Below are 24889 nucleotides of genomic sequence, written 5' to 3'. Positions count from 1 at the left end.
ATAAACCTGTCCCTTTTTGGCAGGTTTTAGCTTAGCAGCATGCGGTCGTTGGCGAGCTCGCCGCCCGAGACCTCCTCGAACTTCTGCAGCAGGTCGGCCACGGTGAGCGACTTCTTCTCGTCGCCGGCCACGTCGTAGATCACATGGCCCTCGTGCATCATGATCAGACGGTTGCCCAGACGGATGGCGTCGTTCATGTTGTGCGTGACCATGAGCGTGGTCAGGTGGTTCTCGTCGACGATCTCCTCGGTCAGGTTAAGCACCTTAGAGGCCGTCTTGGGGTCGAGGGCCGCGGTGTGCTCGTCGAGCAGCAGCAGGCGCGGCCTGGTGAGCGTGGCCATCAGCAGGGTGAGTGCCTGGCGCTGGCCACCCGAGAGCAGGCCGACCTTGGCGTTGAGACGCGTGTCCAGACCAAGGTCCAGGCGCTTGAGCAGCTCGACGTACTCATCTTTCTCGGCCTTGGTGACGCCCCACGAAAGACCGCGACGCTGGCCGCGGCGCTTGGCGAGGGCCAAGTTCTCGGCAATCTGCATGTCGGCTGCGGTGCCGCGCATGGGGTCCTGGAACACGCGGCCCAGGTACTTGGCGCGCTGCGACTCGCTCAGACGCGAGATGTCGGTGCCGTCGAGCTCGATAACGCCCGAATCGAGCGGATATACGCCGGCGATCATGTTGAGCAGCGTGGATTTGCCGGCGCCGTTGCCGCCGATCACGGTTACAAAGTCGCCGTCGTTGAGAGTAAGGTCGACGCCGGTAAGAGCGCGCTTCTCGGTGACGGTGCCCTTGTTAAAGGTCTTCTTGACGTGTGAGAGCTTAAGCATCTGCCTCATCCCCCTTCGTGTAGGAGCTGCGGAGCTTATAGCGCTCCCAAACCACGGGCACGCACAGGGCCACGGCAACGATCACGGCGGAGAGCAGCTTCATGTCGTTGGCGTCCATGCCCAGCTGCAGCACGATGGCGCGAATGAGGAAGTACACCACGGAGCCAAAGACTGCAGAGGCAAGACGGACACTAAACTGCGTCAGACCGCCGGGTAGCAGGCGGCCGAGCACCTCGCCGATAACAATGGCGGCAAGACCGATAACGATGGCGCCGGTACCCATGCCAATGTCGGCATACTTTTGGCTCTGGCAGATAAGTGCGCCAGAGAGGCCGATAAGGGCGTTGGAGAGCACGAGGGCGACCATCTTGGTGGAGTTGGTGTTGACGCCCAGGGCGCGGATCATGTACTCGTTGTTGCCGGTGGCACGCAGCGCCGAGCCGATCTCGGTGCCAAAGAACCAGTACAGGATGGCAACGATCGCCACGGCCAGCACAATGCCCAAGATAATGGCAACGGTGGACTGCGGCAGACCCGTCATGTTGCTGACTGCCGAGAACACGGTGCCCTTGGCGAGGATGGGCGTGTTGGACTTGCCCATGATGCGCAGGTTGATGGACCACAGGCTGATCTGGGTGAGGATTCCGGCAAGGATCGCGGGGATCTCGAAGACGGTGGTCAGAATACCCGTGACGGCGCCCGCGATGGCGCCGGCGCACATACCGGCCAGCACGGCGAGCAGCGGGTCGACGTTATTGTTGACGATGAGTACGGCGCAGACGCAGCCGCCGAGGGCAAAGCTGCCGTCGCAGGTCATATCGGGAATGTCGAGCAGGCGGAACGTGATAAACACGCCAAGCACCATAATGCCCCAGAGGACGCCCTGCGAAACGGCGCCCTGCAATGCAATGAGCATGCTTCATACCTCCTAGGATAGGATGGACACGTGAGTCACCATAATAGCGGTAACAATGCATAAAAGAGCTGCGGACGAATGTTTTGTCTCATCCGTAACAAGCAGGGCGAACGCCGGTCTTTGGCGTTCGCCCCTGTGGCTCAGATATTGAATAACACGGCAACGGCGCAAGTATGGGCCCTAGGCACATCGCCGCGCATGCCGCTACTCGTCCAGAGCGGAAAGATCGATGCCCAGCGCCTCGGCCATTTCGTCGTTCTTGACGACGACCAGGTCCTTGCTCGAGAGGTGCTTGATCGGCATGTCTTCGGGCTTGGCCTCGCCCTTCAGGATCTTAACGGCCATCTCGCCCGCGGCGTAGCCCAGGTCCTCATAGTTGATGGAGAGGGTGAACAGGCCGCCGGCCATGCACATACCCTCCTCGCCAGTCACGAAGGGGAGCTTGTTCTCCTTGCAGATCTGGCCGACCTGCGAGGCACCCGCGGCGATGGTGTTGTCGGTGGGGGAGTACAGCGCGTCGACCTTGCCCACGGCAGACTCGACGACGGACTGGATCTCGTTGGAGCTCGAGACGGTGAAATCGGTGTACTCGAGGCCCAGCTTATCGAGCTCCTTTTTGGCGGCCTTGATCTGGACGTCGGAGTTGGACTCGGCGGTGCAGTAGAGCAGGCCGACCTTTTTAACGTCGGGCAGGACCTTCTGCATCATCTCGAGCTGCTCGGCGACCGGGGTGAGGTCGGAAGCGCCCGTGACGTTGGTGCCGGGCTTGTCGTTGTCCTGGACCAGGCCGGAGGCGGCGTAGTCGGTGATGGCGCAGCCCACGATGGGGATATCCGCCGTGGCACCGGCAGCAGCCTGTGCGGCGGGCGTGGCGATGGCGTAGATCAGGTCGACGCCATCGCCCACGAACTTGTCGGCGATGGACTTACACGTGGACTGGTCGTTCTGGGCGTTCTTCTGGTCGATCTTGACCTTAAGGCCGCTTTTCTTGATGGCCTTGACAAAGCCGTCGTTGGCGGCATCGAGTGCGGAGTGCTCGGTGAGCTGTAGAACGCCGATGGTGTAGTCGGAACCGGCGGCAGCAGAGCCGGAACCAGAGTTGCCGCCGCATCCGGCGAGCGGGGCGAGCGCGAGCAGGCCGGCGGAGACCAGAAGGCTCCTGCGGCTGATGGTGATGTCCTTCATATCATTACCCCCAGTATAAAAATGGCTGGAAACACTGCACTGGGACAAAGTGCAAGTGGAACTATAGTAGCGCTGATGTCCATTTTTACAACAGCCTGGCGGGTTTTTTAATACAGAATCGGATGGGCGGTACGGGTAGTCGAATGGGCGGCGGAGGGTCTTATGCGGCGGAGGAGGCGTCGTCCTCGTCTAGGGCGGCGAAGAGCTTCTTGCCGTCGAGCAGACGCGTGCTGACGTTTCTCATACGGGCGATCTCTACGGTACGCAACGTGTCATCGGCGCCTCGGGCGTCATAGACCGTTCCCAGCAGATACGAGATGCCATCGCGCTGCCTGATGGCAAAGGGACGGAGTGTCATCCGTGCTGCTTCGGTTTCGCCGCGTGTCGTGACGCTCGAAATATCAAAACTCACCGTGGTTCCGTGGTCGATGGCCTGCTCGACGAGCTCGCAAGTGTCGATGCGCTTGATGGGCGTGCGTGTTGCCTTGGTAGCCTTGCTGCCTGCGCTTGGAGCGGGTTCGGGTGTATCGAGGTAGTCGCGAACGTCGGCACTCGCCATGGCAACTAAATGCTGCGCCATGCTCTTGCGGATAGCGATAGGCGTGGAGCGGTTGCGCATGACCATACCGTGGAGTCGGATGATCTCTTCATCGGTGAGCGGGCGGGTAAGAAGTTTGTAGCCCACGCCGCGTTTGTACTCAATTTCGTATCCGGCATGGCGAAGCGCGGAGATGGCGGTGTAGATGCTGCGACGCGCCGCCGAGATGGGCATGCGGGCGGGGTCGTCGGGATGGGCGAGGCGCCGGATCAACTCATCGGAAAGCATGGCCTTGTCCTCGCCGGTGTTTTCGCTTAATAGTTGCAGGATGCGAACGGCGCGATAGGCTGCCATCGAGGCGGCGCCTCTGGTCGTGGTATCGTAGGTTTCAACAGCGGCTTCGGTCATGGTGCCCACGTCCTTTCCGTTTTGGGTGGCGACGGTATGGAGCCTAGGACGTAGGGCTTTCCCAGGGGCGCAGGGTGCTCTGGGCGGTCGGTAGTCGTCGGCAAACGGCGGGTCGAGTTTTCAACAGCCCTGCTCAACTGACCAAAAACTTGCCAAAAGCTTGACGGATGCTGTTGAAAAAAGCGTCTCTCGACCGATGTCGAGAGACGCTTATGCGATGAGCGTCGGCGTGTGGCGATGCGAGCTGGCGTCCGACGATTAGAAGTCGGCGTTACCCACGGTGCGAGGGTGCGGCAGGACGTCGCGGATGTTGCCCACGCCGGTGAGGTACATGACCAAGCGCTCGAAGCCCAGACCGTAGCCGGCGTGCTTGCAGGAACCGTAGCGGCGCAGGTCAAGGTAGTACTTGTACTGCTCGGGATTCATGCCCAGGTCCTTGATGCGGGCCTCGAGCAGATCCAGGCGCTCCTCGCGCTGGGAGCCGCCGATGATCTCGCCGATACCGGGAACCAGGCAGTCGGCGGCGGCGACGGTCTTGCCGTCCTCGTTCATGCGCATGTAGAACGCCTTGATCTCGGCCGGGTAGTCGGTCACGAAGGTCGGGCGCTTAAAGTGCTCCTCGGTCAGGAAGCGCTCGTGCTCGGTCTGCAAGTCGATGCCCCAGCTGACGGGGTAATCAAACTGGTGGCCAGCAGCGACTGCCTGCTCCAGGATCTCGACGGCCTCGGTGTAGGTAACGCGGGCAAAGTCGGAGTTGGCGACATGGTCCAGGCGCTCGAGCAGACCCTTGTCCACAAACTTGTTGAGCATGTTGAGCTCGTCGGGGCAGGTTGCCATGACGTCCTTGAGGACATACTTGAGCATGGCCTCGGCGTTATCCATATAGTCGTTAAGGTCGGCAAAGGCCATCTCGGGCTCGATCATCCAAAACTCGGCGGCGTGGCGCGTGGTGTTGGAGTTTTCGGCGCGGAAGGTGGGGCCAAAGGTGTACACGTCGCCAAAGGCCATGGCAAAGTTCTCGGCATTGAGCTGGCCGGACACGGTGAGGCTTGCATGCTTGCCAAAGAAGTCCTGGCTCCAGTCGACCTCGCCGGACTCGGTGAGGGGCGGATTTTTGGGGTCGAGCGTGGTCACGCGGAACATCTCGCCGGCGCCCTCGCAGTCACTCGTGGTGATGATGGGGGTGTTGACGTAGACAAAGCCCTGCTCCTGGAAGAAGCGGTGGATGGCGGCAGCCGCGACAGAGCGGATGCGGAAGACGGCGCGGAACAGGTTGGTGCGCGGGCGCAGGTGCTGCTGGGTGCGCAGGAACTCGACGGTTGCGCGCTTCTTCTGCAGCGGGTAATCCGGGGCGCTCGTGCCCTCGACCTCGATGGAGGTGGCAGAAAGCTCGAAAGGCTGGGGCGCATCGGGGGTCAGCTTGACGGTGCCGGTGCAAATGAGTGCGGCCGAGACGTTTTGATGGGCGATCTCGTCGTAGTTGTCGAGTGCCTCGCGGTTCATGACGACCTGCAGGTCGCGGAAGCAGCTGCCGTCGTTGAGCGTAACAAAGCCAAAGTTCTTCATGTCGCGGACGGACTTGACCCAGCCGGCGACGGTGACGGTCTGGCCGCCGAGCGATTCGGCATCGGCATAGAGCTGCGCGATTTTGGTGCGGTTCACGTATCCTCCCATAACGGTTGAATGATAGTTATCCATACAGTTCGATATTTTAGCAGCTCGGCTCATTTGGGCTATACAGATAAAGCATTGGCGGGATGGTTTTTCAAACGAAAAGTGCCCGCGGCCAAATGGTCGCGGGCACTTGACGAGGTGCCTTTTGGCTGTGTGGCGCGGGGCCTGGCTACTTGGTCTTGGCTACCAGCAGCGGGTCGCCAAGCTTGACGAGCGGGTTGCCGCCGATAAGCGTTCCAGACTCGCCGACATGGTCGATACTCTTAAGACGATCGAGCTCGGAGACGATGACGGTTACGATGTCCTCGTGACCAGCGGCCTTAATGGCCTCGCGGTCGAAGCTGATGAGCGGCTGGCCTGCCTTGACCACATCGCCCATCTCGACAAAGCGGGCAAAACCCTTGCCGTTCATTTCCACGGTGCCCAAGCCAACATGGATGAACACGCGAAGACCGTCCTCGGTGATCATGCCAATGGAGTGGTTGGTGACAGTGGTGGCGCCGATGCGGCCGTTGGCGGGCGCATAGATGGTGTCGGTAATGGGCTCGATGCCATAGCCCTGGCCAAGCATGCCCGAGGCGATCGTCTCGTCGGGAACTTCGTCCAGATTGACGAGCACGCCGTTGACGGGGGCATAGATGACGCCTTCGCGGGTGGCGAAGCTTGCTGCGGGCGGAACGGACGCCTCGCCGGTCGAGGTGAAGGTGGACTTAAGCGAATCGAGCAGACCCATAGTTGCCTCCAACTTAAATAGGCGCATATCGCGCGTTTGGTTTGCCGGAAACGTTTCATATGTGTTTCGCGGCTTGGTCAACGCCCCCTATTCTACGCTGCTCAGCGATACCTCTGAGCTGGGATTATGTGATATATCAGTTGGAGGGAAACTTATTGCCGGAGAGTTTCTGCGTCCTGCACCCAACTGGGGTACGCTTAGATGCGAAAAACAAGGGCGCATAATTTGCGCGAAGGGAGCACATATGATTGTCGAGAACCATGCGCTGTGGGGCGAGGAGCCGACCGAGGATTATCCGGCGACCTTTACGTATCTGGGTGCCGAGCGGCTGCCCGACAAGCCCAATGGCCGCCGCCCCGCGGTGATCATCTGCGGCGGAGGCGGGTTTACGCATATCGCTCCGCACGAGCAGGACCCGGTGGCGTTTGCATTTTTGGACCGCGGCTACCAGGCCTTTGTGCTCAACTATGTCACGAGTTCTACGGGCGACGTGAGCTTTCCGCACCCGCAGGCGGACCTCGCCAAGATGGTCGCTACCGTGCGCGCCAACGCCGACGAGTGGCATGTCGATCCCAGGCGCGTGTGCGTCGTGGGTTTCTCGGCGGGCGGCATGATCTGCGCCTCGTTGGCAACGCAGTGGAAGACCGGACCTTTCGCGGGCCTTGCCGGGGCTCGTCCGGAGGATATTCGTCCCGACGCCGTGGTGCTGGGCTATCCGTTGCTCGACCTTGCCTATGTGCGCGATATGCAGACGCGCGACCCGCGCATCGACCTGCGCGTGCCCAAGACGGGTGGCAAGACGGGGCGCGATTTGCTCAACGACTATCTGTCGATGGTGACGGGCGGCGAGGCGACCGATGAGCACCTGGCCGACATTTGCCCTACCACGCACGTTTCGCGCCAGATGCCCCCGACCTTTGTGTGGGGCGTTTCGGACGACAAGACGGCGCCGATTGCGCAGGTCTATCCGTTTGCGCAGCGCATGGCCGAGGAGGGCGTCGCTTGCGAGATGCACGTCTTTGACCAGGGCGGTCACGGCCTTTCGCTCGGCAACGCCAACACCGCGGTCGACAACGAGGACAAACAGGTGGCGGTCCGTCCCTGGATTCGCCTAGCCTTCCGCTTTTTGGAACGCCACGGTTTCTAGACCGCGCAGCACGAGAGTGGATAATCTCCCATTTTTTGGTCTGCTTTTCGACAAAAACGGGGGATTATCCACTCTCGTGAGATGGGCGTCTGATAGCTTTCCTTGTTGTATTTCTACCAAACGGTGAACTGGGCGTTTTCCGTGTTCCAATGGACATCGCGAACGTAGTCGCGCACGCCCGTCGCGTCTCGTGCTTCGAACAACTCAAGAATATGAGCATGTTCGTTGTTGGCTTTATTGAGCAGTTTGCAAGCCGTCTCTTGGTCAACAGTCTCGTAATCGCGCTTGATAAAGCAACGCTCGAGCTGCGAGATCATATCGCGCAGACGGTCGTTGCCACAGCGGTTGAAGTACGTAAGGTGAAAGTCTCGCTGAATGTCGTCATACTTACGGATGAGACCGCCTTGGATCGCGAGGTCCATGGAGCCGACGAGAAATTTCAGCTGCGTAATATCGTCGTCAGTTAGATTCGGACAGGCGAGATATGCGGCCTGCCCGTCGAGCGGCCCCATAATCTCAAAGACTTCAACGGCGTTTTGCTGATCGAACCCACGGACGCGGAATCCGCGGCGGGGGAGATTGTCCAGGTAGCCGTCGCTTGCCAGCTGGATGAGCGCTTCGCGGACCGGCGTGCGCGACACGCCCATGGCATCGCAGATCGCCTGCTCGCTCAGCCGGTCGCCGGCCGAAAGCTCGCCGGCGTCAATACGGCTCGAAATATAGTCGTATACGTGGTCCTTCAGGGGCTTTCTGAGCGTTTCCATGAGCCTATGTTCCTTAACGGTATATTTCTAAAAGCAAATACGTTTCACTTGAATAGCTCAGTTGAATTATAGAACGACCAGCTAAATCATGCTACTTTGCGCCGATGCGTAAGAATACGCTTACCGAAGAATACCTACCGTTCAGGATTGTATACAATATACAAAACAGGAAAACCGCCCTAAGATAAAGCCATCGAAAGGAAGGCGGGCGCGAAGAAGTCCCGCTCTCTGCTAAGAGATCCAAGGAGGATCATCATGACCAAGTTCAGCCACGTCATCATCCGCCGCCCCGGCAAGTCCCTGAGCAATGGCATCACGAGTGCCCCCGAGCTTGGCCAGCCCATCTACGAGCGCGCCATCGAGGAGCACTACGATTACGAGCATGCGCTCGAGCAGTGCGGCGTTGACGTGTCGGTGCTGCCGGCACTCGAGCAGTATCCCGACAGCTGCTTCGTCGAAGATCCGGCCGTTATCACTCGCTGCGGCGCCATCATTACCAACCCCGGCGCCGATAGCCGCAACGGCGAGAAGGACGAGATTGAGCCGGCCGTCCGTCGCTTCTTTGACGACGAGCATGTCAAGCACATCGTTTCTCCGGGCACGCTTGACGGCGGCGACGTCATGATGGTCGGTGACCATTTCTACGTCGGTCGCTCCGCTCGTACCAACGAAGAGGGCATTCGCCAGTTCTGTGAGATTCTCGAGGGCTGGGGCCTCGAGGGTTCTGAGGTTCCGCTGGAGGAGGTCCTGCACCTCAAGACGGGCGTCAACTACATAGAGGACAACAACATGCTCGTCTCTGGTGAGTTCATCGATAAGCCCGACTTTGCCCAGTACAACAAGATCGTCGTGCCCGAGGACGAGGCGTACGGCGCCAACTGCATCTGGGTCAACGGTACGGTCATCGTTGCCGAGGGCTATCCGACTGTGCTCAAGGCCGTGCAGGATCTGGGCTACAAGACACTCGTCGTCGACACCTCCGAGTATCGCAAGGTCGACGGCGGCCTTTCTTGCCTGTCGCTGCGCTTCTAACGCGATAGCTGTAACAGTCTGATGATCGCTTGACCGATGGCCCGGCACCCGATTCGGGACGTCCGGGCCATCTTTCGTTCGATCACATGATGAAGGGGGTGCACATACAATGGCCTCTAAAGCTCAAAATGAAGAGATTATCGACCCTAATGGCCTCGATCTCTTCCGTCTGACCATGATGGTCATTACCGCCAGTATTTGTGGCGGCATCTTTTCGCTTGCCGGCGATATGGCAGCAGGCGGGGCAAATACCGGTGCGGTTATCGTCTCGTGGGGAATTTGCTTCATTGGCGTCTTTGCACTGATGATGGTGTTCAACGGTTTGTCTCAGGCCCGTCCCGACCTGACCGGCGGCATCTATGCATACGCTGCGGCCGGTTTTGGCGATTACATTGGATTCAACTCCGCCTGGGGCTACTGGATCAGCGCATGTCTTTCCAACGTGAGCTTCGCGCTCTTGCTGTTTAGCGCGCTGGGCTATTTCTTCCCTGCGTTTGGCGCGGGTAACAACCTGCTTTCCATCGTCTGCGCCAGCGTGTTTTTGTGGTTCCTTACCGCCCTTGTGCTTCGTGGTGTTAAGGAGGCTGCGGGCATTAACACGATCGTCACGTTGGCGAAGCTGGTGCCGCTGGGGCTCTTTGTGCTGAGTATCGTGCTCCTGGGTAAGTTCAACGTCGATATCTTTATGGACAACTTCTGGGGAGAGCCGGCTGGTCCTGGCTTTGGCGAGCAGGTTGTCTCGACCATGATCGCCCTTGTCTGGGTCTTCACGGGCATCGAGGGCGCTGTCGTTATCTCGGGCCGTGCTAAGTACGTGCGTGACGTCGGCCGCTCGACGGCGCTCGGATTTGCGGCTGTATTCACGCTGTATCTGATCATCTCGATGCTGTCGCTCGGCATTATGCCGCGCGAGGAGATGGCACAGCTCGCAACGCCCTCCATGGCGGGAATTCTCGAGTGCGCAATCGGTCCGGTTGGTGCTGCCATCGTAAACCTTGGCGTTATCCTCTCGCTGGTCGGCGCGATGCTGGGCTACGTCATCATCGCTTCCGAGACGCCGTTCGAGGCGGCGCGCCAGGGTTCCTTCCCGCTGGCGTTTGCTAAGACGAACAAGCATGATGCCCCGGTGGTGACGATTCTCGTGAGCTCCGGAATCACGCAGCTCTTCTTGATCGTGTCGTATGTGGCGGCGAGCACCTACCAGTTCTTCTATAGCTGCGCGGTTAACACGATTCTGGTTCCGTATGTCTGCTCGGCTGCCTATTACATGGTGATTGGTTGGAAGAAGGAGCATCTGGACGGACCGCATGCGCCAAGCGTCGGCAAGGCGCGATTCTTCGGCACGCTCGGCTTCATTTACACATTGTTCCTTGTGTGGTCGACGGGCCTCCAGGGCGTCATGATCACGACGATCCTTTTTGCTCCGGCCATTCCCGTTTATATGCTGGGCGAGCGAGGTCGCGGTAAGCCGGTACTTCCGCACCTGCACGACAAGCTGATCGCAGCGGTGGTCATTGTCGTGGCGGTCATCTCGCTGTATCTGCACTTTGCCGGCATTGCGCCGATAGTCTAAGACTATGGCGAGTTTCATTGTTTGGTAAGCCGGCGGGCATCGCGTGTCGGTGCTGCTTGGCACTCCATAACTGATGTGGGTCTCTATAACGTGCCTTTGGGAGCGCCCACCAAGCCCGCGCAGGTGACATTTGTTGCCAGCGCGGGCTTTTGCTGTTGCGGCGAAATGCTGCCAGCAGCTGGGGACGTTCCTATTGTGCCGGCACCCTGGGACACTCCTTGGACGTTCCGTATACGACGGAGGGAACAGATCATTTTGTCGAGGGGCGGGCGGCTGCTTCGGTCCTCGGGGAAACCACGTCCCGTTTCGAGAGCAGATTCCGGGCCGCAGTTTCCCCGAGGGCCCCATTGGGAAATTGCATCCCAGTCTGAGCGCCGATTCCGGGCTGCAGTTTCCGCTAGATGCTTCAACCGGAAAGCCCATCCCGTTTAGGTGTTCCGGAGTGGGATTCGGTTTCCGCAGCAGGCCCGTCTGGGAAGCAATGACCCAGAATCCCCCTTGCAACAATCTGTCGATTGAACGTCGTTGCGTGTTCGCGTTATCATGCATGGTTAAAATTGGTTAGCCATGGCAAACGGTTAGCCATGGTGAACATAAATACAACGCCCTGTGGGCGCCGGGGGAGGAACACGGACGTGAAGCTCGATACACTCGAGATTGGAAAGGACGCCGTTGTCGCATCGGTGGCATCGGACGATCAGGCACTCCGACAGCATATTTTGGACATGGGTCTAACGCCGGGCACCGAAGTCACCATGATGAAGTACGCCCCCATGGGCGACCCGCTCGAGATTCGCCTGCGTGGCTACGAGTTGACGCTGCGCAAGGACGATGCCGCACGCATTGAGCTCGTGGATGTGCACGACACCGATACCGGCCCGCGCGTTAACGCCGCAATCGGCACGACGGAGCATCCGGCCCTGGGCGAGGGGACGTATTCGCCCCGTGCGGCAAAAACGGCCGTGCCCGAGGGCGCACCGCTGCATTTTGCCCTTGCCGGTAACCAAAACTGCGGCAAGACCACGCTGTTCAACCAGCTGACGGGCTCCAACCAGCACGTCGGTAACTTTCCCGGCGTGACGGTCGACCGCAAAGATGGCACCATCCGTAATCATCCCGAGGCGAGCGTTACCGACCTGCCTGGCATTTACTCCCTGTCGCCGTACACAGGCGAAGAGGTCGTGAGCCGTCAGTTCATTCTCGACGAGCGCCCGGATGCCATCATCGACATCATCGACGCCACCAACATCGAACGTAACCTGTACCTGACGCTGCAGCTTATGGAGCTCGACCGCCCCATGGTCATCGCGCTCAACATGATGGACGAGGTGACGGCCAACGGCGGCGCCGTGGACGTCAATCTGCTCGAGAGCCTGTTGGGCGTGCCTGTTGTCCCCATTAGCGCTGCCCGCAACGAGGGTATCGGCGAGCTGGTGGATCATGCCTTGCACGTGGCGCGGTTCCGCGAGCGCCCCGGTCGCCTGGACTTTTGCGCACCCGATGGTCCAGACGGCGGTGCGCTGCATCGCTGCATCCACGGCATCGCCAACCTTATCGAGGACCATGCCGCGACGGCGCACATTCCCGTGCGTTTTGCGGCGACCAAGCTGGTCGAGGGCGATGAGCTGGTAACCGAGGCGCTTCACCTGGATCGCAATGAGCTCGACGCTATCGAGCACATCATTACCCAGATGGAGGGCGAGGCCGGCACCGACCGCCTATCTGCGTTGGCCGATATGCGTTTTAGCTTTATCGGCGACGTGTGCGGGCGTTGCGTCGTCAAGCCGCACGAAAGCCGCGAGCACGTGCGCTCCGTCAAGATTGACCGCATCCTGACAGGTCGTTACACAGCCATTCCGGCGTTTCTGGTGATCATGGGCCTCGTCTTTTGGCTGACGTTTGGCGTGATCGGCGCGGCGTTGCAGGGACTCATGGAGGACGGTATCGCTGCCATCATCGCCTCGGCCGATGCGGGCCTCAAGGCGTTCGGAACCAACGACGTGGTGCGCTCGCTGGCTGTCGACGGCGTGCTTACGGGCGTGGGTAGCGTGCTGACCTTCCTGCCGATTATCGTCGTGCTCTTCTTGTTCCTCTCCATTCTGGAAGATTCCGGATACATGGCACGCGTGGCCTTTGTCATGGATAAGGTGCTGCGTCGCTTTGGCCTGTCGGGCCGCAGCTTTGTGCCCATGCTCGTCGGTTTTGGCTGCACCGTGCCGGCTATCATGTCGACCCGTACGCTCCCATCCGAGCACGACCGCAAGATGACCGTCATGCTCACACCGTTCATGAGCTGCTCGGCCAAGCTGCCGGTTTACGGCTTGCTGTGCGGGGCGTTTTTCCCACAGGCGACGGTTCCCGCCATGGTCTCGCTCTATCTGATTGGTATTGCGGTTGGTTGCATTGCGGCTTTGGTGCTCAACCGTACGGCATTTAAGGGCGATCCGGTGCCGTTTATCATGGAGCTCCCCAATTACCGCCTGCCGAGCGCCAAGACGACGGTGATGCTGGCATGGGATAAGGCCAAGGACTTTATTACCAAGGCCTTTACCATTATCTTTGCCGCTACGGTGGTCATCTGGTTCCTGCAGACGTTCGATATCCGCTTTAACGTGGTCGCCGACCAGTCGCAAAGCCTGCTTGCCGGTCTGGGTAGCATCATCGCACCGGTGTTGGCCCCGCTCGGCTTTGGCGACTGGCGCGCCTCGACGGCACTCGTCACGGGACTTATTGCCAAGGAGAGCGTCATCTCGACGCTCACGGTGCTTTTGGGCGCAACCTCTCCCGCGGCACTGTCAGCCATGTTTTCGCCGTTTACCGTCTACGTGTTCTTGGTCTTTACGCTGCTGTACCCGCCTTGCGTGGCGTCCATCGGCGCCGTCAAGAGCGAGTTGGGCGCGCGCTATGCCGTGGCCGTATTCGCGTTTCAGGTGACGGTCGCCTGGATCGTGGCGTTTGTCGTGCATTCGGCGGGCATATTGCTGGGGTTGGCTTAGGGGCGCGTTGATGCTCCGCGCTTTTGGGCGAGCAACAATTCAATAAATATGAGCCAAAATACCGGTAATTTTCGGCCTGCGGGGACTGTCCTACGCTGCAGGTTGCCGTTCGCTGCCTATTTGCTGCCGTTTACGGATTCGTAAATACTTGCAATCGTCGGTCGATTTAACCGCATTACGCGATGCCGATGCGCATTTTGTGTGCCCCTTTCTACAATCACTTTGTGTCTATTGCCGAACATGTCTTCCGTTTCGCCTGTGTGGGGACGTGGGGTGCAATAGTCGTTTGTAGAGGCTCATTGAGGAGGGAATTGATGAAAGAAAAATTCCAATCGTTCGGAAAGGCAATGCTCGTTCCGATTACGCTCATTGCCATTTCCGGTCTCTTTTTGGGTATCGGTAGCGTTTTTACGACCGAACTGACCCTTGTGTCCCTTGGCGTTAATTGGGACTGGTATGCCGCTTCGCCGCTCTTTACGTTCTTCTCGGTATTTAAGGGTCTCGGCGAGGTAATCATTGGAAACCTCGGTGTTTTGTTTGCCGTCGGCTGCGCCTTCTCCTTGTCTCGCAAAGAGAAGGGCTGGGCTGCCTTTTCTGCCCTTGTCTGCTATCTCACCATGCTCAAGACGGTTGAGATTCTGCTTGGAGCAGCTGGCTTGGCTGCCGACAATACAACGGTGGAAGCTCTTCAGAAGGTCGGCCTTACGTCCATTCAGGCGAGTGAGCAGTCCGCACTCTACACTACCTCGCTCGGCTTTTTTGGCTACAGCTCTGGTGTCTTTGGCGGCATTATCGTGGGCTGCCTGGTCGCCTGGATCACCGGCCGTTTTTACAAGACCAAGCTTCCAACGGCGCTGGCGTTTTTTGCGGGCAGTCGAACGGTTCCCATTGTATCGCTGGTCGCCGGTGGCGTCCTGGGCGGCATCATGTACTTCGTTTGGCCCGTCATCGGTGGATGCTTCTCGGGTATTGCGACGTTCGTGAAAGGCTCCGGTCTGGTCGGTACGTTTGTCTATCGCTGGGTGCTCGAGAGCCTTGTGCCGTTTGGCTTGCATCCGCTGCTCGAGACGCCCATGTATTGGACTGAGCTTGGCGGCTCCATGGTCGTCGACGGAACGCGCGTGGTGGGCAATAGCGCTATTCAGCTTGCACAGCTCGCTTCTCCCAGTAGCGACAAGCTCTTGGTTAGGGCCTTCATGGCTGGCTATGGCATTAACGATTACGCGTTGTTCCCGGGCATCGCCCTTGCTATGTGGTCTTGTGCCAAGCCCCAGAACCGCAAGAAGGTTGCTGGTCTTTTAATCCCCACAGTGATTTCGACTGTTTTCTTTGGCGTTACGGAGCCTATTCTCTTTACGTTCCTGTTTGCCGCCCCCTGGCTCTACTTTGGCGTTTACGCTCCGCTTTCCGGACTGGGTGAAGTTCTCTCGGAGGCAATGGGCGTTTCGGTGTACCAGGGAAATATCAAGGACCTGATCCCATTCTTATTCCGCCCCGAGAAGCTTAATCTGCTTCCGTACCTTATTCTGCTCCCCGCCTTTTTCCTGGCAGCTTTCTTCCTCTTCCGGTTCTTTATTACTAAGTTCGATATCAAGACGCCCGGTCGAGACGATGGTGACGATATTGAGTTGATCAACAGCAGAGCCGAGTTCGAGGCAAAGGCCGCTGAGGCAAAGGGCGAGTCTGATAGCACTCCCGAGAAGGCAGTCCAGGGCCGTGCGACCAAGGACAGCGCGCTTGCTGTTGGCATTGTCGAAGCGCTTGGTGGAGCCGACAACATTGATGATCTTGACAACTGCATCTCACGTCTTCGCGTGATTGTCAAGGATGGTTCTAAGGTTGCAGACGACGAGGTGTTCACCAAGAATCTTGAAGCTATGGGCGTTATCCGCCTGAGCGACAAGGCAATCCAGGTCATTTACGGTCCTCGTGTCGGCGAAGTCGCTTCTGAGGTGCACGAAGTTCTCGGTGACGAGTAAAACGCGCAAGTGGCTTTCAATTGCATAGCGCAATTCCAGGGCTTGGCTTCCTATCGCATGATTTAGGGAGCCAAGCCTTCTTGTTTTAGATTGTCAAGGCAGATACTCAATAGTTCTTCGAATGCGAGAATACAACTTCCGGTAAAGCAGTTAGGCTTAACGTTCTTAAGATCCATTGGGTGATCGTCATGTATCGTAAAGATCGCGTCTGCCGTCTTGGCGAGCTCGCTGTCTTCGTTGCCGGTAAACGCGAGGGTCGTAATGCCCGCGTCGTGGCATGCCCTTGCGGTTTCCAGGATGGCTTCTGTCTGGCCCGATTTGGATATGAGCATCATGCAGCTGAGCGTATTTCGGTTGGATTCGACAAACTGATCGGTTTCTAGGAAGTCCTGTATGACGGCCAAAAAGCCAAGTCCAACGAGCTTGGTCGCCATGTACTGCGCAACGATGCGTGAGAAGCCCTCTCCGTTTACTCCGATCATTCTGTTGCGATGCAGTGCGGCGATGAATACGTCTACATCTCCGGTGTGGCATACGAAGTGGACGCTACTGTCTTTGAGTGATTGATTCATTTCGCGGGAGACATGCTGAAGGTGCTTGAGATCGTACATCATTTCGCGGTAGCCACGGTAGCCGAGCTTTTTCGAAAGCCTGATGACTGTCGTCATGCTGGTAAAGCATGCCATGGCGACGGGTTTTATGCCAATATCATCGAGGGTGTCGATATTGTTGAGCAGGTATTCGAGTACGCTTTGCTCGGTTTCGGATAGCTTTGCGGCTGAGTAGAGCTTGGAAATCTGCTTTTTATCAACCATCGGTGCTCCCTTCCCGCCGGACGTGTGTGGCCGCTTCCGTTGCGTAAATAATAACTCCTTGGGGAATTCCTTTCCCGCCTTGCAGCCGGGGCGGGAAGCGGCCCTCCATGCTGGATACAATATCCATACACAGGCGAACCATGCAATATTGAATGTGCTAATTGGGGGTTTCGATATGAAACTTACGGTCATAGGCGGCGGTGGCGTCCGCTCCATGTTTTTGGCAAAGAGCATAGCCCAGCAGGCGTCATCGCTTGGAATCGATGAACTTGTGTTTATGGACAATGATCCCGAGAAGCTGCGCATCTACGGTGGCCTTGCCGCCCATGTCTCGGGCATGCTTTGCCCCACGCTTAATTTTTCACTGACGGGCGATGCAGTCGAGGCCGTTAAGGACGCCGATTACGTGATCACGACGATTCGCGTCGGTGGGGACCATATGCGCGTTCGCGATGAGCGCATTGCTCTCTCACATGGGGTTCTTGGCCAAGAGACGACTGGCGCAGCCGGCGTGTCTTTTGCCATGCGCTCCGTCCCTGCGCTTGCTTCGTATTGCGAGTTAATCAAGAAGTACGCAAAGCCGGGCGTCAAGGTGTTTAACTTTACTAATCCCGCCGGCGTCGTATCTCAGGCCTTACGCGATATGGGCTACGATTTTACTTATGGCATTTGCGATGCCCCCTCGGGCATGTTGCATCAGTTTGCCGAGTATAAAGGCGTTGATCCCGCATCGGTTCAGGGCGAGTGCTATGGACTCAACCACCTCTCGTTCTTCCGCAATGTGACGGTTGACGGCGAGGACATCATGCCCGACTTGATCCACGACGACGGGGCATATGCTCATACGGATCTTAGGTTCTTCGAGAAGGATCTCGTTCTAAATCGCGGATGCGTGCCAAATGAGTACCTATACTATTTCTACTATCGCGAGCGCGCCGTTGCCAACGTTCTCTCTTCGCCCCAGACGCGCGGCGAACTAATCGAAGAAATTAATCGAGAAATGACGAGCGAGCTTGCATCTATCGATATTGAGAACGACTTCGAAAAGGGCCTCGCGTGCTTTGAGAAGTGGTACGGAATGCGCGAAAACAACTACATGGCGGCCGAGACAGGTATTCACCGCGACAAGCCGTGGACGTTTGACGTGTACGGCAAAGATGCTGGCGGATACGCAGGTGTTGCGCTCCGTTTCATGGATATTGCTCGCTCTGGCAAGACGCAGCAGATGATCCTGTGCACCCCCAACAATGGCGCCATCCCCGGCCTTCTCGATACAGATGTCATCGAGTCAACGTGCGATATCTCCACCGATGGCTGTGTACCGCATCGCGTCGAAGCCGATTCTGTGCCCGCGGGAAACCTCGAATTGATTCGTCGCGTCAAGTACTACGAGCGCACCGTGGCGCGTGGCATCGTTAACCGATCGAAGCGCGACATTGTCGAGAGCCTCGCGATGCACCCGCTCGTTAATTCGTACTCCTTGGCGAAAGACATCGCCGCGCAGTACTTTGAGCTTAACCGCGACTACATCGACGGCTGGACAGACTAGTCTGGACGTTAAAACTAGAAATCATGGATGGGCGGACCGGCGTTTATATTGGCGCTCGTTCGCCCTGCCTAGTAAGAAAACGGGTATAGAGTGAACTTGCGAGAGAACTTCAATGTCTTTCTGGAATCGGGCGATCGGGCGAAGGGATGCCGGAGTGGCTGCACGATGGCGTTATATATCCCCTTGTTTGTTATGAGCGCGCTTCAAATTGGTGTATCAAACGTTGCAACTGAGCTCGCCTATATCAATCCGTCCATTACGCTTATTTGCACTGTGGTCGCGGCCTTTTTAAACCTGCTTCTATCGAATGTGGCTTTTTCATTATTTGCCGTCGACCGGTCCAAAGAGACGGTGCAACCTGCTCGAACCCCTCCGGTTTATCTCTTGGCCTCGACGGTTCCCCTCCAGATTTCTGGGGCGCTGCTAATTTATTTGGTTCACTTGATTTTATCGGCAATTGTAGTCTTTGCCTCGCTTGCGAGCAGCCAGCTCGGGGTGTTGTGCTCGCTTGTGGTGGCAGTAATCGTGACGCTTCTTTCCGCGTCGTTCGTATTCGTGTTAATTGAAGATGCGGACGTGGAGCAGAGGGGACTACGAGGCATTCGGTTTGCACCACGCTACATCATGCGTTCGGTCACGGTGCTTCGTTCCTCCTGCAGGGAAATCGCGCGTCCCGCAACGCTGCTGGTGGCATGGAACCTGGTTGCAAGTTGCGCTATCCAGGTTCTTGTTGGATGGGTAGTTTCGAGTGCGGCGCTGCCGTCGGCACTTTCAGTGACGGCGCTTGTACATGAGGGACTTTATTATGGGGCGTTTGCTTATATGCTGCTTTTGCTAGTTCATTGTGCGGTTGCGAGTTGGCTCGAAATTGACGTGCTCATGGGGGTGTCCTTGTGCGTATCCGAGCAGGCGCGATAGCCCGAAGATGAAGCCGCGTTTTCGACATTGAGTTTCTGCGTACCTTGCTTTCTAAGCAGAATTGGCGCGCCATCTGTTAACGATCGTTTTCCAAGAATTCTTTTGTTGCTCATTTTATAGACTTCTCATTGCTATAATCGCCCACCGCTCTAGATGATCGGAGAGGTTTTCCTATATGGCTCAAACAAAGCAAGGTGGTATCGCACTCAGTCAGTGGCTCCCGCTTATCGGGCTCGCCTGCTGCGCGTTCGTGTTCAACACGTCGGAGTTTATGCCCATCGGCCTTCTGACTGATATCGCCGCATCGTTCTCGCTCACCGAGGCCCAGGCAGGCATCATGATCTCGGTCTATGCTTGGGGCGTCATGCTGCTGTCGCTGCCACTCATGGTGTTTGCCTCGCGCTTTGAGTTCAAGTGGATGCTGCTCGGCGTGCTCGCCGTGTTTTCTCTGGGTCAGTTCCTGTCCGCTGTGGCACCGACATATCCCATCCTGGTCTGTGCGCGCCTGGTGGTCGCTTGCGCACATGCCGTGTTCTGGTCGGTCGCCTCGATTATGGCCTCGCGCCTGGTTGACGCCCGCCACGGGGCGCTCGCCATCAGCATGATCGCCACGGGCTCGTCTATCGCGCAGATTTTCGGCCTGCCCCTCGGTCGTGCCATCGGCCTGGCCGTGGGCTGGCGCATGACGTTTGCCGTGGTCGGGGTTTTCTCTGCCGCCGCGGTGGTGTACCAGGCAGCGGTGTTCCCGGCCATGCCGGCGGGTGAGCGCTTTACCGTTAAGCAGCTGCCCGAGCTGCTCAAGAACCCGTTCCTGATCGCGCTCTACGCGGTCACGGTCTTTATGGCGACCGGCTATTACGCAAGCTACAGCTATATCGAGCCCTTCCTGGCGCAGGTCGCGCACGTCGATGCGGGTGCCATCACCATGACGCTGACGGCGTTTGGCTGTTCTGGTCTGCTCGGAAGCTGGCTGTTTGGCCGCCTGTTCGATGGGCATCGCTTCCCGTTCTTGGCTATCACGCTCTCCGGCGTGCCGGTGGCTCTGCTGCTTATGGCCCCCGCAGCCTCGGCGCTCGTGTTGGTGCTTGCCGTCTGCGCACTATGGGGCTGCTGCGCCACGGCCTTTAACGTGGCGTTTCAGGCCGAGCTCATCAAGTACACGCCGGCGGACTCGTCGGCCGTCGCCATGTCGATCTTCTCGGGCCTGTTTAACCTTGGTATCGGCACGGGCACCGCGATCGGCGGAGCCGTGGTTTCGGGTCCCGGTATCGCTTGGATTGGCTTCGTGGGCGGGGCGATTACCGTCGTGGGCGTCATCCTCGCCATCACCGTACTGTTCCCGGCCATACGCCGTGCCAAACCCGTTGCCTAATCACGTCCTCTCATCAGTTGCGGTGGAATAGTTCCTGTTTAAGGCCTCTGAAGGCCAAAGCAGGAACTATTCCACCGCAACTTATTTTGGGGAAGAGGATACAAGCTGGGCATACAATGGATGTCGTTGTGTTGGGCTTACCGGGAGGTTGCTATGTGGGCATACGAGACGACGTTCTACCAGATCTATCCGCTGGGCTTTTGCGGAGCTCCGCGCGAGAACGTCGCGCCCGTTGCCGAGGACGAGCTCTCCCAAGCTGCTGGTACCGCGTCCAATCCCGATGCCCCCATCATGAAAATCGCCCAATGGGCCGATTACCTGCAGGAGCTCGGTATCGGTGCCGTGCTGATCAACCCTCCGCTTGAGTCCGATAGCCATGGCTACGACACGCGCAGCCTGCGCCATATCGACCGTCGCCTGGGTGGGGACGCCGACTTTGCCGCCGTATGCGACACGCTGCACGCCCATGGCATCCGCGTGGTGCTTGATGCCGTCTTCAACCACGTCGGTCGTGGCTTTTGGGCCTTCCGCGATGTGCAGGAGCGCAAGTGGGACTCGCCCTACAAGGATTGGTTCCACATTAGCTTTGACGGCGACTCCTGCTATGGCGATGGCTTTTGGTACGAGGGCTGGGAAGGCCATTTTGAGCTTGTGAAGCTCAACCTGCAAAATCCCGCTGTGGTCGATTACCTGCTCGAGTCTGTGCGCCGTTGGGCCGACGTCTTTGGCGTTGACGGCCTGCGCCTGGACGTTGCCTATATGCTCGACCGCGACTTTATGCGCCGCCTGCACGCCTTTGCCCGTGAGCTCAAGCCCGACTTTGTGCTGATCGGCGAGACGCTCCACGGCGACTACAACCAGATCGTCAACGACGAGATGCTCGACTCCTGCATCAACTACGAGTGCTACAAGGGCCTGTACTCCAGCTTTAACTCGGTCAATATGTTCGAGATCGCGCACTCGCTGCACCGTCAGTTTGGCGGCGACCCTTGGTGCATCTACCGCGGCAAGCACCTGCTGTCGTTTGTCGACAACCACGACGTGCCGCGCCTGGCAAGCATCCTCACCGACAAGTCGTGCCTGCGTCCCGCCTATGGCATGCTCTTTGGCATGCCGGGCATCCCGTGCGTCTACTATGGCAGCGAGTGGGGAATTGCTGGCGAAAAGGGCGGCTCCGATGGCGACTGGGCGCTGCGCCCTGCGCTCGATGAGCCTGCGCCCAACGAGATGACGGCGTTCATCACGCAGCTTGCGCACCTTCGCTCGGCCGACGACGCGGCGGCCCGTGCTCTCAACTATGGTGCCTATCGCAATGTGGTGATCCAGAACAAGCAGCTGCTGTTCGAGCGCGCCTGCGACGACGCGACGGTGCTCGTGGCGGTGAACGCCGTGGGCGAGCCTTACACCTTTGCCGCCGGCGAGCTCAACGGGTCCTTTGTCGACCTGCTTGGCGACGGCGTGCCCACGGTCGAGCTGGCGGGCTCCCTTGAGCTTGCGCCCTACGAGGTGCGCTATCTGTTGAGGGCCTAGGCCATGGCTGCGTCCGACGTGGGCTATCAACATATTGAGCATGGGTTTGAGCCCGTGTTCGACCAGCACTCGCGCGTTTTGGTGCTGGGGTCGTTTCCCTCGGTGCTTTCGCGCGCCAATGCCTTTTATTACGGCAACCCTCAGAATCGCTTTTGGCGCGTGATGGCCGCGTGTCTCGGTGTGCCCGTGCCGCCCAACGAGGGCGACCCTTTGGCAGGCAGCGAGCCTGCGACGCTCGACGTCTCGATTGCCGCCAAGCGATCCATGCTGCTGAACGGCGGCGTAGCCCTGTGGGATGTGATTGAGGGCTGCGACATTAAGGGCTCGAGTGACGCGAGCATCAAAAACGTCGTTCCGGCAGATATCGAGCGCATTACGGGCAATGCGCCTATTGAGCTGGTGGTGTGTAATGGAGGTACGGCGGGGCGCCTCTATAAGCGCTATCTACAGGAGCGGACAGGCCTGTCCGCTGTCGTATTGCCGTCAACTAGTCCCGCTAACGCGGCTTGGCGTCTGGAACGTCTTGTTGAGCGTTGGCACGAAGCCGTTGACTGGATCGTACGGTAGTCTAGATCCTTGATTGAACATGGGCGCCGAGGCGTTTGATGATGGCGCGCCAGATTGGTGCGGGCACGGCGGGCCTGGCGCGCACCATGCCGTCGGCATCGACGCTACCGGCATTGCCGCCGCCAAGCAGCTGCGCATGCTCTATGGAGCAGCCCATGCGCACGGCGCCCACAAGCTTGTCCATCGCTTCCGAAAATGGTCGACGCAAGAGGCCCATGCGCGGGGAATGGCGAAGCGCTGCGATGCCGCTGCCGGCACAGATGACAACGCCGTCGCACCATGGCAGGTTACGTAGAATGCATGCCCGGTACAGGCGGTCGAGGACTTCGTCCGCCTGTTTGTTGTTTTTGGACAGGGCCTGGACGACGACATAGACGCGCGCGTCTGTATTCTTAAGGCGATCGAGCACCTGCTCGACAGTGATCATAGCCTCATCATCAAATGCATCATCAACAGCGAGCACCATGCCATCGACTGCATCGGCATCATCCGCCTCTAAATCGACCGGGTGGGGGAGCGCGGTGCCGGAAAGCTGAGCATAGGCGGCGATGGCATCCTGCAGGTCCCAGAGCAAAAACTCAAGATCGGCGCTATCGGGAATGCTGATATACGCAATGGTTCGCAACGTTTTTGGTACATCGCCGCGTGCGGTCGTCTCCATGCCGCCTCCTTTCCGGTTGGTTTCCGTTTAGGTTATACCGTCTGGTGGCGTCCCGCCGCGCTATCCTAGTGCAACCCTTACGAAAGGAACGCCATGCGTCTGCCCATGAACACCTCGCTTACCACGCTCAAGCCCTCAGGCATCCGTCGGATCAATGCGCTCGCCGCCCAGCACCCGGGGTGCATCGCGCTCGCGCTCGGCGAGCCCGATTTTCCCACGCCCGATGTGATTAGCGCCGAGGTGACCGCCGCGCTGGGCCGCGGCGATACGCACTATCCGCCCAACAACGGTCGCCCCGCCCTGCGTGAGGCGTTGTCTGCTTACATGGGGGACGCGGGCCTTATGTTTTCCGCCGATGAGGTCATCCTGACCGACGGTGCGACCGAGGCGCTGTCGGCAACATTCATGGCTATGCTCAACCCCGGCGACGAGGTCATTATCCCCACGCCGGCCTTTGGCCTGTACGAAAGCATCGTCGTGGCCAATCACGCCAAAGCGGTCTTTTTGGATACGGAGCCCGCGCAATTTCAGATTGACGAGGACGCACTTCGTGCTTGCGTGACGCCGGCGACCAAAGCCATCGTCATCTGCTCGCCCAACAATCCTACGGGCTGCATCCTTGACGCGGCATCGCTCGACGCCGTGGCGCGCGTGGCAGACCGGGCGGGCATCTACGTAATCTGCGACGACGTATACAACCGCTTGGTCTATGCGGACGGCTACGAGCGCTTCGCCCAGCGCCACCCGGAGCTGCGTGAGCAGACGGTAGTCATCGAGAGCTTCTCCAAGCCCTGGGCTATGACCGGCTGGCGCCTGGGCTGGCTCGCAGCCGCAGCCCCCGTCATCGCCGAGATCGCAAAGGCCCACCAATACCTAGTATCGAGCGCCGTCTCCTTTGAGATGGATGCCGCAACGCGAGCCCTCACCGTCGACCCAACCCCCATGCTCGAAGTCTACCGAGCCCGCCGCGAACGCGTACTCGCAGCCTTAGACGCCATGGGCCTCGACGTAGTAGAGCCCGCAGGAGCCTTCTACGCCTTCCCCAGCATCAAACAATTCGGCCTGACAAGCGAAGACTTCTGCATCAAAGCCATCAAAGAGGCAAACGTAGCCCTAGTTCCGGGAGACTGCTTCGGAACCGAAGGCCACGTCCGCCTCAGCTACTGCGTCTCCGACAAAGACCTAGACGAAGGCCTCCACCGCCTGTCCACCTTCATTTCGACCTTGTAGTCCTCAGGGACGCAACACATCAGCCCACCGACATAAGGGTTATGCGTGGGGCGCGCCGGCCAACGGCAACCCTGGCTGCCCCAAAGTCAACACAGGTCGCGCCGCCAAAGGCCAGGCGCAAGCTTTTCGTAGATTCCGCACGAGCCGAAGGCCACTTAATGTGGCCTTCGTGCGAGCCCAGGACCTGACCGAGCGAAAAGCTTGCGCCTGGCCTTTGGCGGCGCGACCGAGATGGTGGAATTGTGTGCGGCCAGGGTTGCCGTTGACCGACGCCGGGGTCCCCGCCATAATACTTTCGGTTCACGCACGAATCCGCTGCCAGAGACAGCCGGCGCAAACGGGTCTTACCCGCGAGCTTAATGGGACTTCCCGCCAGCCGAGGTGGTCGAGTAGATATGTCTTCTCGCCCCCGTCGCTCATGCAGCGCGGGGGCTTTCTTTTTGGACATGCCCCCGTCACGTCCTTGTGGCGGACCGTGCCC

General features: G+C 58.8%; 20 protein-coding genes. 11 read left to right on the top strand and 9 right to left on the bottom strand.

Annotated elements, in window-relative coordinates; translation table 11 throughout:
• Positions 1 to 26: 26 nt before the first annotated feature.
• The 6 genes from DW870_RS01060 to DW870_RS01035 form a co-directional block, all read right to left on the bottom strand.
• Positions 27 to 821, bottom strand: coding sequence for an ABC transporter ATP-binding protein (locus DW870_RS01060; RefSeq protein ID WP_055250279.1), 795 nt, complete (start codon positions 819 to 821; stop codon positions 27 to 29).
• Complete coding sequence (locus DW870_RS01055) at positions 814 to 1737, bottom strand: ABC transporter permease (RefSeq protein WP_117876640.1); 924 nt, start codon at positions 1735 to 1737, stop codon at positions 814 to 816. Before DW870_RS01055 ends, DW870_RS01060 begins: the two co-directional genes overlap by 8 nt.
• A 204-nt stretch (positions 1738 to 1941) precedes the next feature.
• Complete coding sequence (locus DW870_RS01050) at positions 1942 to 2922, bottom strand: ABC transporter substrate-binding protein (protein ID WP_117876638.1); 981 nt, start codon at positions 2920 to 2922, stop codon at positions 1942 to 1944.
• A 160-nt stretch (positions 2923 to 3082) separates the two neighbouring features.
• Positions 3083 to 3868 carry a hypothetical protein gene (locus DW870_RS01045; protein WP_117876636.1) on the bottom strand — a complete coding sequence of 262 codons (786 nt, stop codon included), beginning with the start codon at positions 3866 to 3868 and terminating at the stop codon, positions 3083 to 3085.
• A gap of 258 nt (positions 3869 to 4126) precedes the next feature.
• A complete protein-coding gene (gene asnS, locus DW870_RS01040; RefSeq protein WP_022093883.1) occupies positions 4127 to 5530 on the bottom strand; it encodes an asparagine--tRNA ligase in 1404 nt (467 codons plus the stop codon).
• Between the two features lie 181 nt (positions 5531 to 5711).
• Entirely contained in the window at positions 5712 to 6275 is a 564-nt protein-coding gene (locus tag DW870_RS01035; protein WP_233540370.1) for a PTS glucose transporter subunit IIA, read from the bottom strand.
• Positions 6276 to 6519: 244 nt separating this feature from the next.
• Between DW870_RS01035 and DW870_RS01030 the strand changes: the two genes are divergently transcribed.
• Positions 6520 to 7422, top strand: coding sequence for an alpha/beta hydrolase (locus DW870_RS01030; protein ID WP_117876635.1), 903 nt, complete (start codon positions 6520 to 6522; stop codon positions 7420 to 7422).
• A gap of 113 nt (positions 7423 to 7535) precedes the next feature.
• On the opposite strand, the gene DW870_RS01025 is transcribed toward DW870_RS01030, so the two are convergent.
• Positions 7536 to 8186, bottom strand: a complete 651-nt coding sequence (locus DW870_RS01025) for a GntR family transcriptional regulator (protein WP_117583090.1) — start codon at positions 8184 to 8186, stop codon at positions 7536 to 7538.
• Positions 8187 to 8441: 255 nt separating this feature from the next.
• On the opposite strand from DW870_RS01025, the gene DW870_RS01020 reads away from it, so the two are divergent.
• The 4 genes from DW870_RS01020 (at position 8442) to DW870_RS01005 (ending at position 15766) form a co-directional block, all read left to right on the top strand.
• Complete coding sequence (locus tag DW870_RS01020) at positions 8442 to 9218, top strand: dimethylarginine dimethylaminohydrolase family protein (protein WP_117583089.1); 777 nt, start codon at positions 8442 to 8444, stop codon at positions 9216 to 9218.
• Positions 9219 to 9327: 109 nt separating this feature from the next.
• Entirely contained in the window at positions 9328 to 10791 is a 1464-nt protein-coding gene (locus DW870_RS01015) for a basic amino acid/polyamine antiporter (RefSeq protein WP_117876633.1), read from the top strand.
• A 584-nt stretch (positions 10792 to 11375) separates the two neighbouring features.
• On the top strand, positions 11376 to 13787 hold the full coding sequence (gene feoB, locus DW870_RS01010) for a ferrous iron transport protein B (protein ID WP_117876631.1): 2412 nt from the start codon (positions 11376 to 11378) through the stop codon (positions 13785 to 13787).
• Between the two features lie 314 nt (positions 13788 to 14101).
• Positions 14102 to 15766 carry a PTS transporter subunit EIIC gene (locus DW870_RS01005; protein ID WP_158551292.1) on the top strand — a complete coding sequence of 555 codons (1665 nt, stop codon included), beginning with the start codon at positions 14102 to 14104 and terminating at the stop codon, positions 15764 to 15766.
• 62 nt (positions 15767 to 15828) lie between these two features.
• Here the strand turns inward: DW870_RS01005 and DW870_RS01000 are convergent, their stop codons facing one another.
• Positions 15829 to 16581: a MurR/RpiR family transcriptional regulator gene (locus tag DW870_RS01000; RefSeq protein ID WP_158550125.1), complete on the bottom strand. Its 753-nt coding sequence runs from the start codon at positions 16579 to 16581 to the stop codon at positions 15829 to 15831.
• A 175-nt stretch (positions 16582 to 16756) separates the two neighbouring features.
• Between DW870_RS01000 and DW870_RS00995 the strand changes: the two genes are divergently transcribed.
• The 5 genes from DW870_RS00995 to DW870_RS00975 all read left to right on the top strand — a co-directional run bounded on the left by DW870_RS00995 (position 16757) and on the right by DW870_RS00975 (position 22517).
• Positions 16757 to 18130, top strand: coding sequence for a 6-phospho-beta-glucosidase (locus tag DW870_RS00995; protein WP_117583084.1), 1374 nt, complete (start codon positions 16757 to 16759; stop codon positions 18128 to 18130).
• Between the two features lie 165 nt (positions 18131 to 18295).
• Positions 18296 to 19048, top strand: coding sequence for a hypothetical protein (locus tag DW870_RS00990; protein ID WP_117583083.1), 753 nt, complete (start codon positions 18296 to 18298; stop codon positions 19046 to 19048).
• Positions 19049 to 19223: 175 nt separating this feature from the next.
• Complete coding sequence (locus DW870_RS00985) at positions 19224 to 20420, top strand: MFS transporter (protein WP_117637617.1); 1197 nt, start codon at positions 19224 to 19226, stop codon at positions 20418 to 20420.
• A gap of 153 nt (positions 20421 to 20573) precedes the next feature.
• Positions 20574 to 21950, top strand: a complete 1377-nt coding sequence (locus tag DW870_RS00980; RefSeq protein ID WP_117876629.1) for an alpha-amylase family glycosyl hydrolase — start codon at positions 20574 to 20576, stop codon at positions 21948 to 21950.
• Positions 21951 to 21953: 3 nt separating this feature from the next.
• On the top strand, positions 21954 to 22517 hold the full coding sequence (locus DW870_RS00975) for a DNA-deoxyinosine glycosylase (protein WP_117876627.1): 564 nt from the start codon (positions 21954 to 21956) through the stop codon (positions 22515 to 22517).
• Position 22518: 1 nt separating this feature from the next.
• On the opposite strand, the gene DW870_RS00970 is transcribed toward DW870_RS00975, so the two are convergent.
• The gene (locus DW870_RS00970; RefSeq protein WP_117876625.1) at positions 22519 to 23178 is read right to left on the bottom strand and encodes a hypothetical protein; all 660 of its coding nucleotides are present in this window, start codon (positions 23176 to 23178) and stop codon (positions 22519 to 22521) included.
• Positions 23179 to 23271: 93 nt separating this feature from the next.
• On the opposite strand from DW870_RS00970, the gene DW870_RS00965 reads away from it, so the two are divergent.
• The gene (locus DW870_RS00965; RefSeq protein WP_117876623.1) at positions 23272 to 24408 is read left to right on the top strand and encodes a pyridoxal phosphate-dependent aminotransferase; all 1137 of its coding nucleotides are present in this window, start codon (positions 23272 to 23274) and stop codon (positions 24406 to 24408) included.
• Positions 24409 to 24889 lie beyond the last annotated feature (481 nt).

The sequence above is a fragment of the Collinsella sp. AM38-1BH genome, from assembly GCF_003467545.1.
Classification (GTDB): Bacteria; Actinomycetota; Coriobacteriia; order Coriobacteriales; family Coriobacteriaceae; genus Collinsella.
The sequence above is the reverse complement of the archived record's forward strand: the minus strand, read 5'-3'. Positions and strand labels throughout refer to the sequence as shown.

Excerpts from the sequence above, each read along its gene's own strand:
- DW870_RS01000 (WP_158550125.1), bottom strand. The coding sequence starts at position 16,581 with ATGGTTGATAAAAAGCAGATTTCCAAGCTCTACTCAGCCGCAAAGCTA.
- feoB (WP_117876631.1), top strand. The coding sequence starts at position 11,376 with ATGGTGAACATAAATACAACGCCCTGTGGGCGCCGGGGGAGGAACACG.
- DW870_RS00975 (WP_117876627.1), top strand. The coding sequence starts at position 21,954 with ATGGCTGCGTCCGACGTGGGCTATCAACATATTGAGCATGGGTTTGAG.
- DW870_RS00965 (WP_117876623.1), top strand. The coding sequence starts at position 23,272 with ATGCGTCTGCCCATGAACACCTCGCTTACCACGCTCAAGCCCTCAGGC.
- DW870_RS01015 (WP_117876633.1), top strand. The coding sequence starts at position 9,328 with ATGGCCTCTAAAGCTCAAAATGAAGAGATTATCGACCCTAATGGCCTC.
- DW870_RS01030 (WP_117876635.1), top strand. The coding sequence starts at position 6,520 with ATGATTGTCGAGAACCATGCGCTGTGGGGCGAGGAGCCGACCGAGGAT.
- DW870_RS00990 (WP_117583083.1), top strand. The coding sequence starts at position 18,296 with ATGGCGTTATATATCCCCTTGTTTGTTATGAGCGCGCTTCAAATTGGT.
- DW870_RS01060 (WP_055250279.1), bottom strand. The coding sequence starts at position 821 with ATGCTTAAGCTCTCACACGTCAAGAAGACCTTTAACAAGGGCACCGTC.
- DW870_RS01020 (WP_117583089.1), top strand. The coding sequence starts at position 8,442 with ATGACCAAGTTCAGCCACGTCATCATCCGCCGCCCCGGCAAGTCCCTG.
- DW870_RS01050 (WP_117876638.1), bottom strand. The coding sequence starts at position 2,922 with ATGAAGGACATCACCATCAGCCGCAGGAGCCTTCTGGTCTCCGCCGGC.
- DW870_RS01025 (WP_117583090.1), bottom strand. The coding sequence starts at position 8,186 with ATGGAAACGCTCAGAAAGCCCCTGAAGGACCACGTATACGACTATATT.
- DW870_RS01005 (WP_158551292.1), top strand. The coding sequence starts at position 14,102 with ATGAAAGAAAAATTCCAATCGTTCGGAAAGGCAATGCTCGTTCCGATT.
- DW870_RS00995 (WP_117583084.1), top strand. The coding sequence starts at position 16,757 with ATGAAACTTACGGTCATAGGCGGCGGTGGCGTCCGCTCCATGTTTTTG.
- DW870_RS00980 (WP_117876629.1), top strand. The coding sequence starts at position 20,574 with ATGTGGGCATACGAGACGACGTTCTACCAGATCTATCCGCTGGGCTTT.
- DW870_RS01035 (WP_233540370.1), bottom strand. The coding sequence starts at position 6,275 with ATGGGTCTGCTCGATTCGCTTAAGTCCACCTTCACCTCGACCGGCGAG.
- DW870_RS00985 (WP_117637617.1), top strand. The coding sequence starts at position 19,224 with ATGGCTCAAACAAAGCAAGGTGGTATCGCACTCAGTCAGTGGCTCCCG.
- DW870_RS01055 (WP_117876640.1), bottom strand. The coding sequence starts at position 1,737 with ATGCTCATTGCATTGCAGGGCGCCGTTTCGCAGGGCGTCCTCTGGGGC.
- DW870_RS00970 (WP_117876625.1), bottom strand. The coding sequence starts at position 23,178 with ATGGAGACGACCGCACGCGGCGATGTACCAAAAACGTTGCGAACCATT.
- DW870_RS01045 (WP_117876636.1), bottom strand. The coding sequence starts at position 3,868 with ATGACCGAAGCCGCTGTTGAAACCTACGATACCACGACCAGAGGCGCC.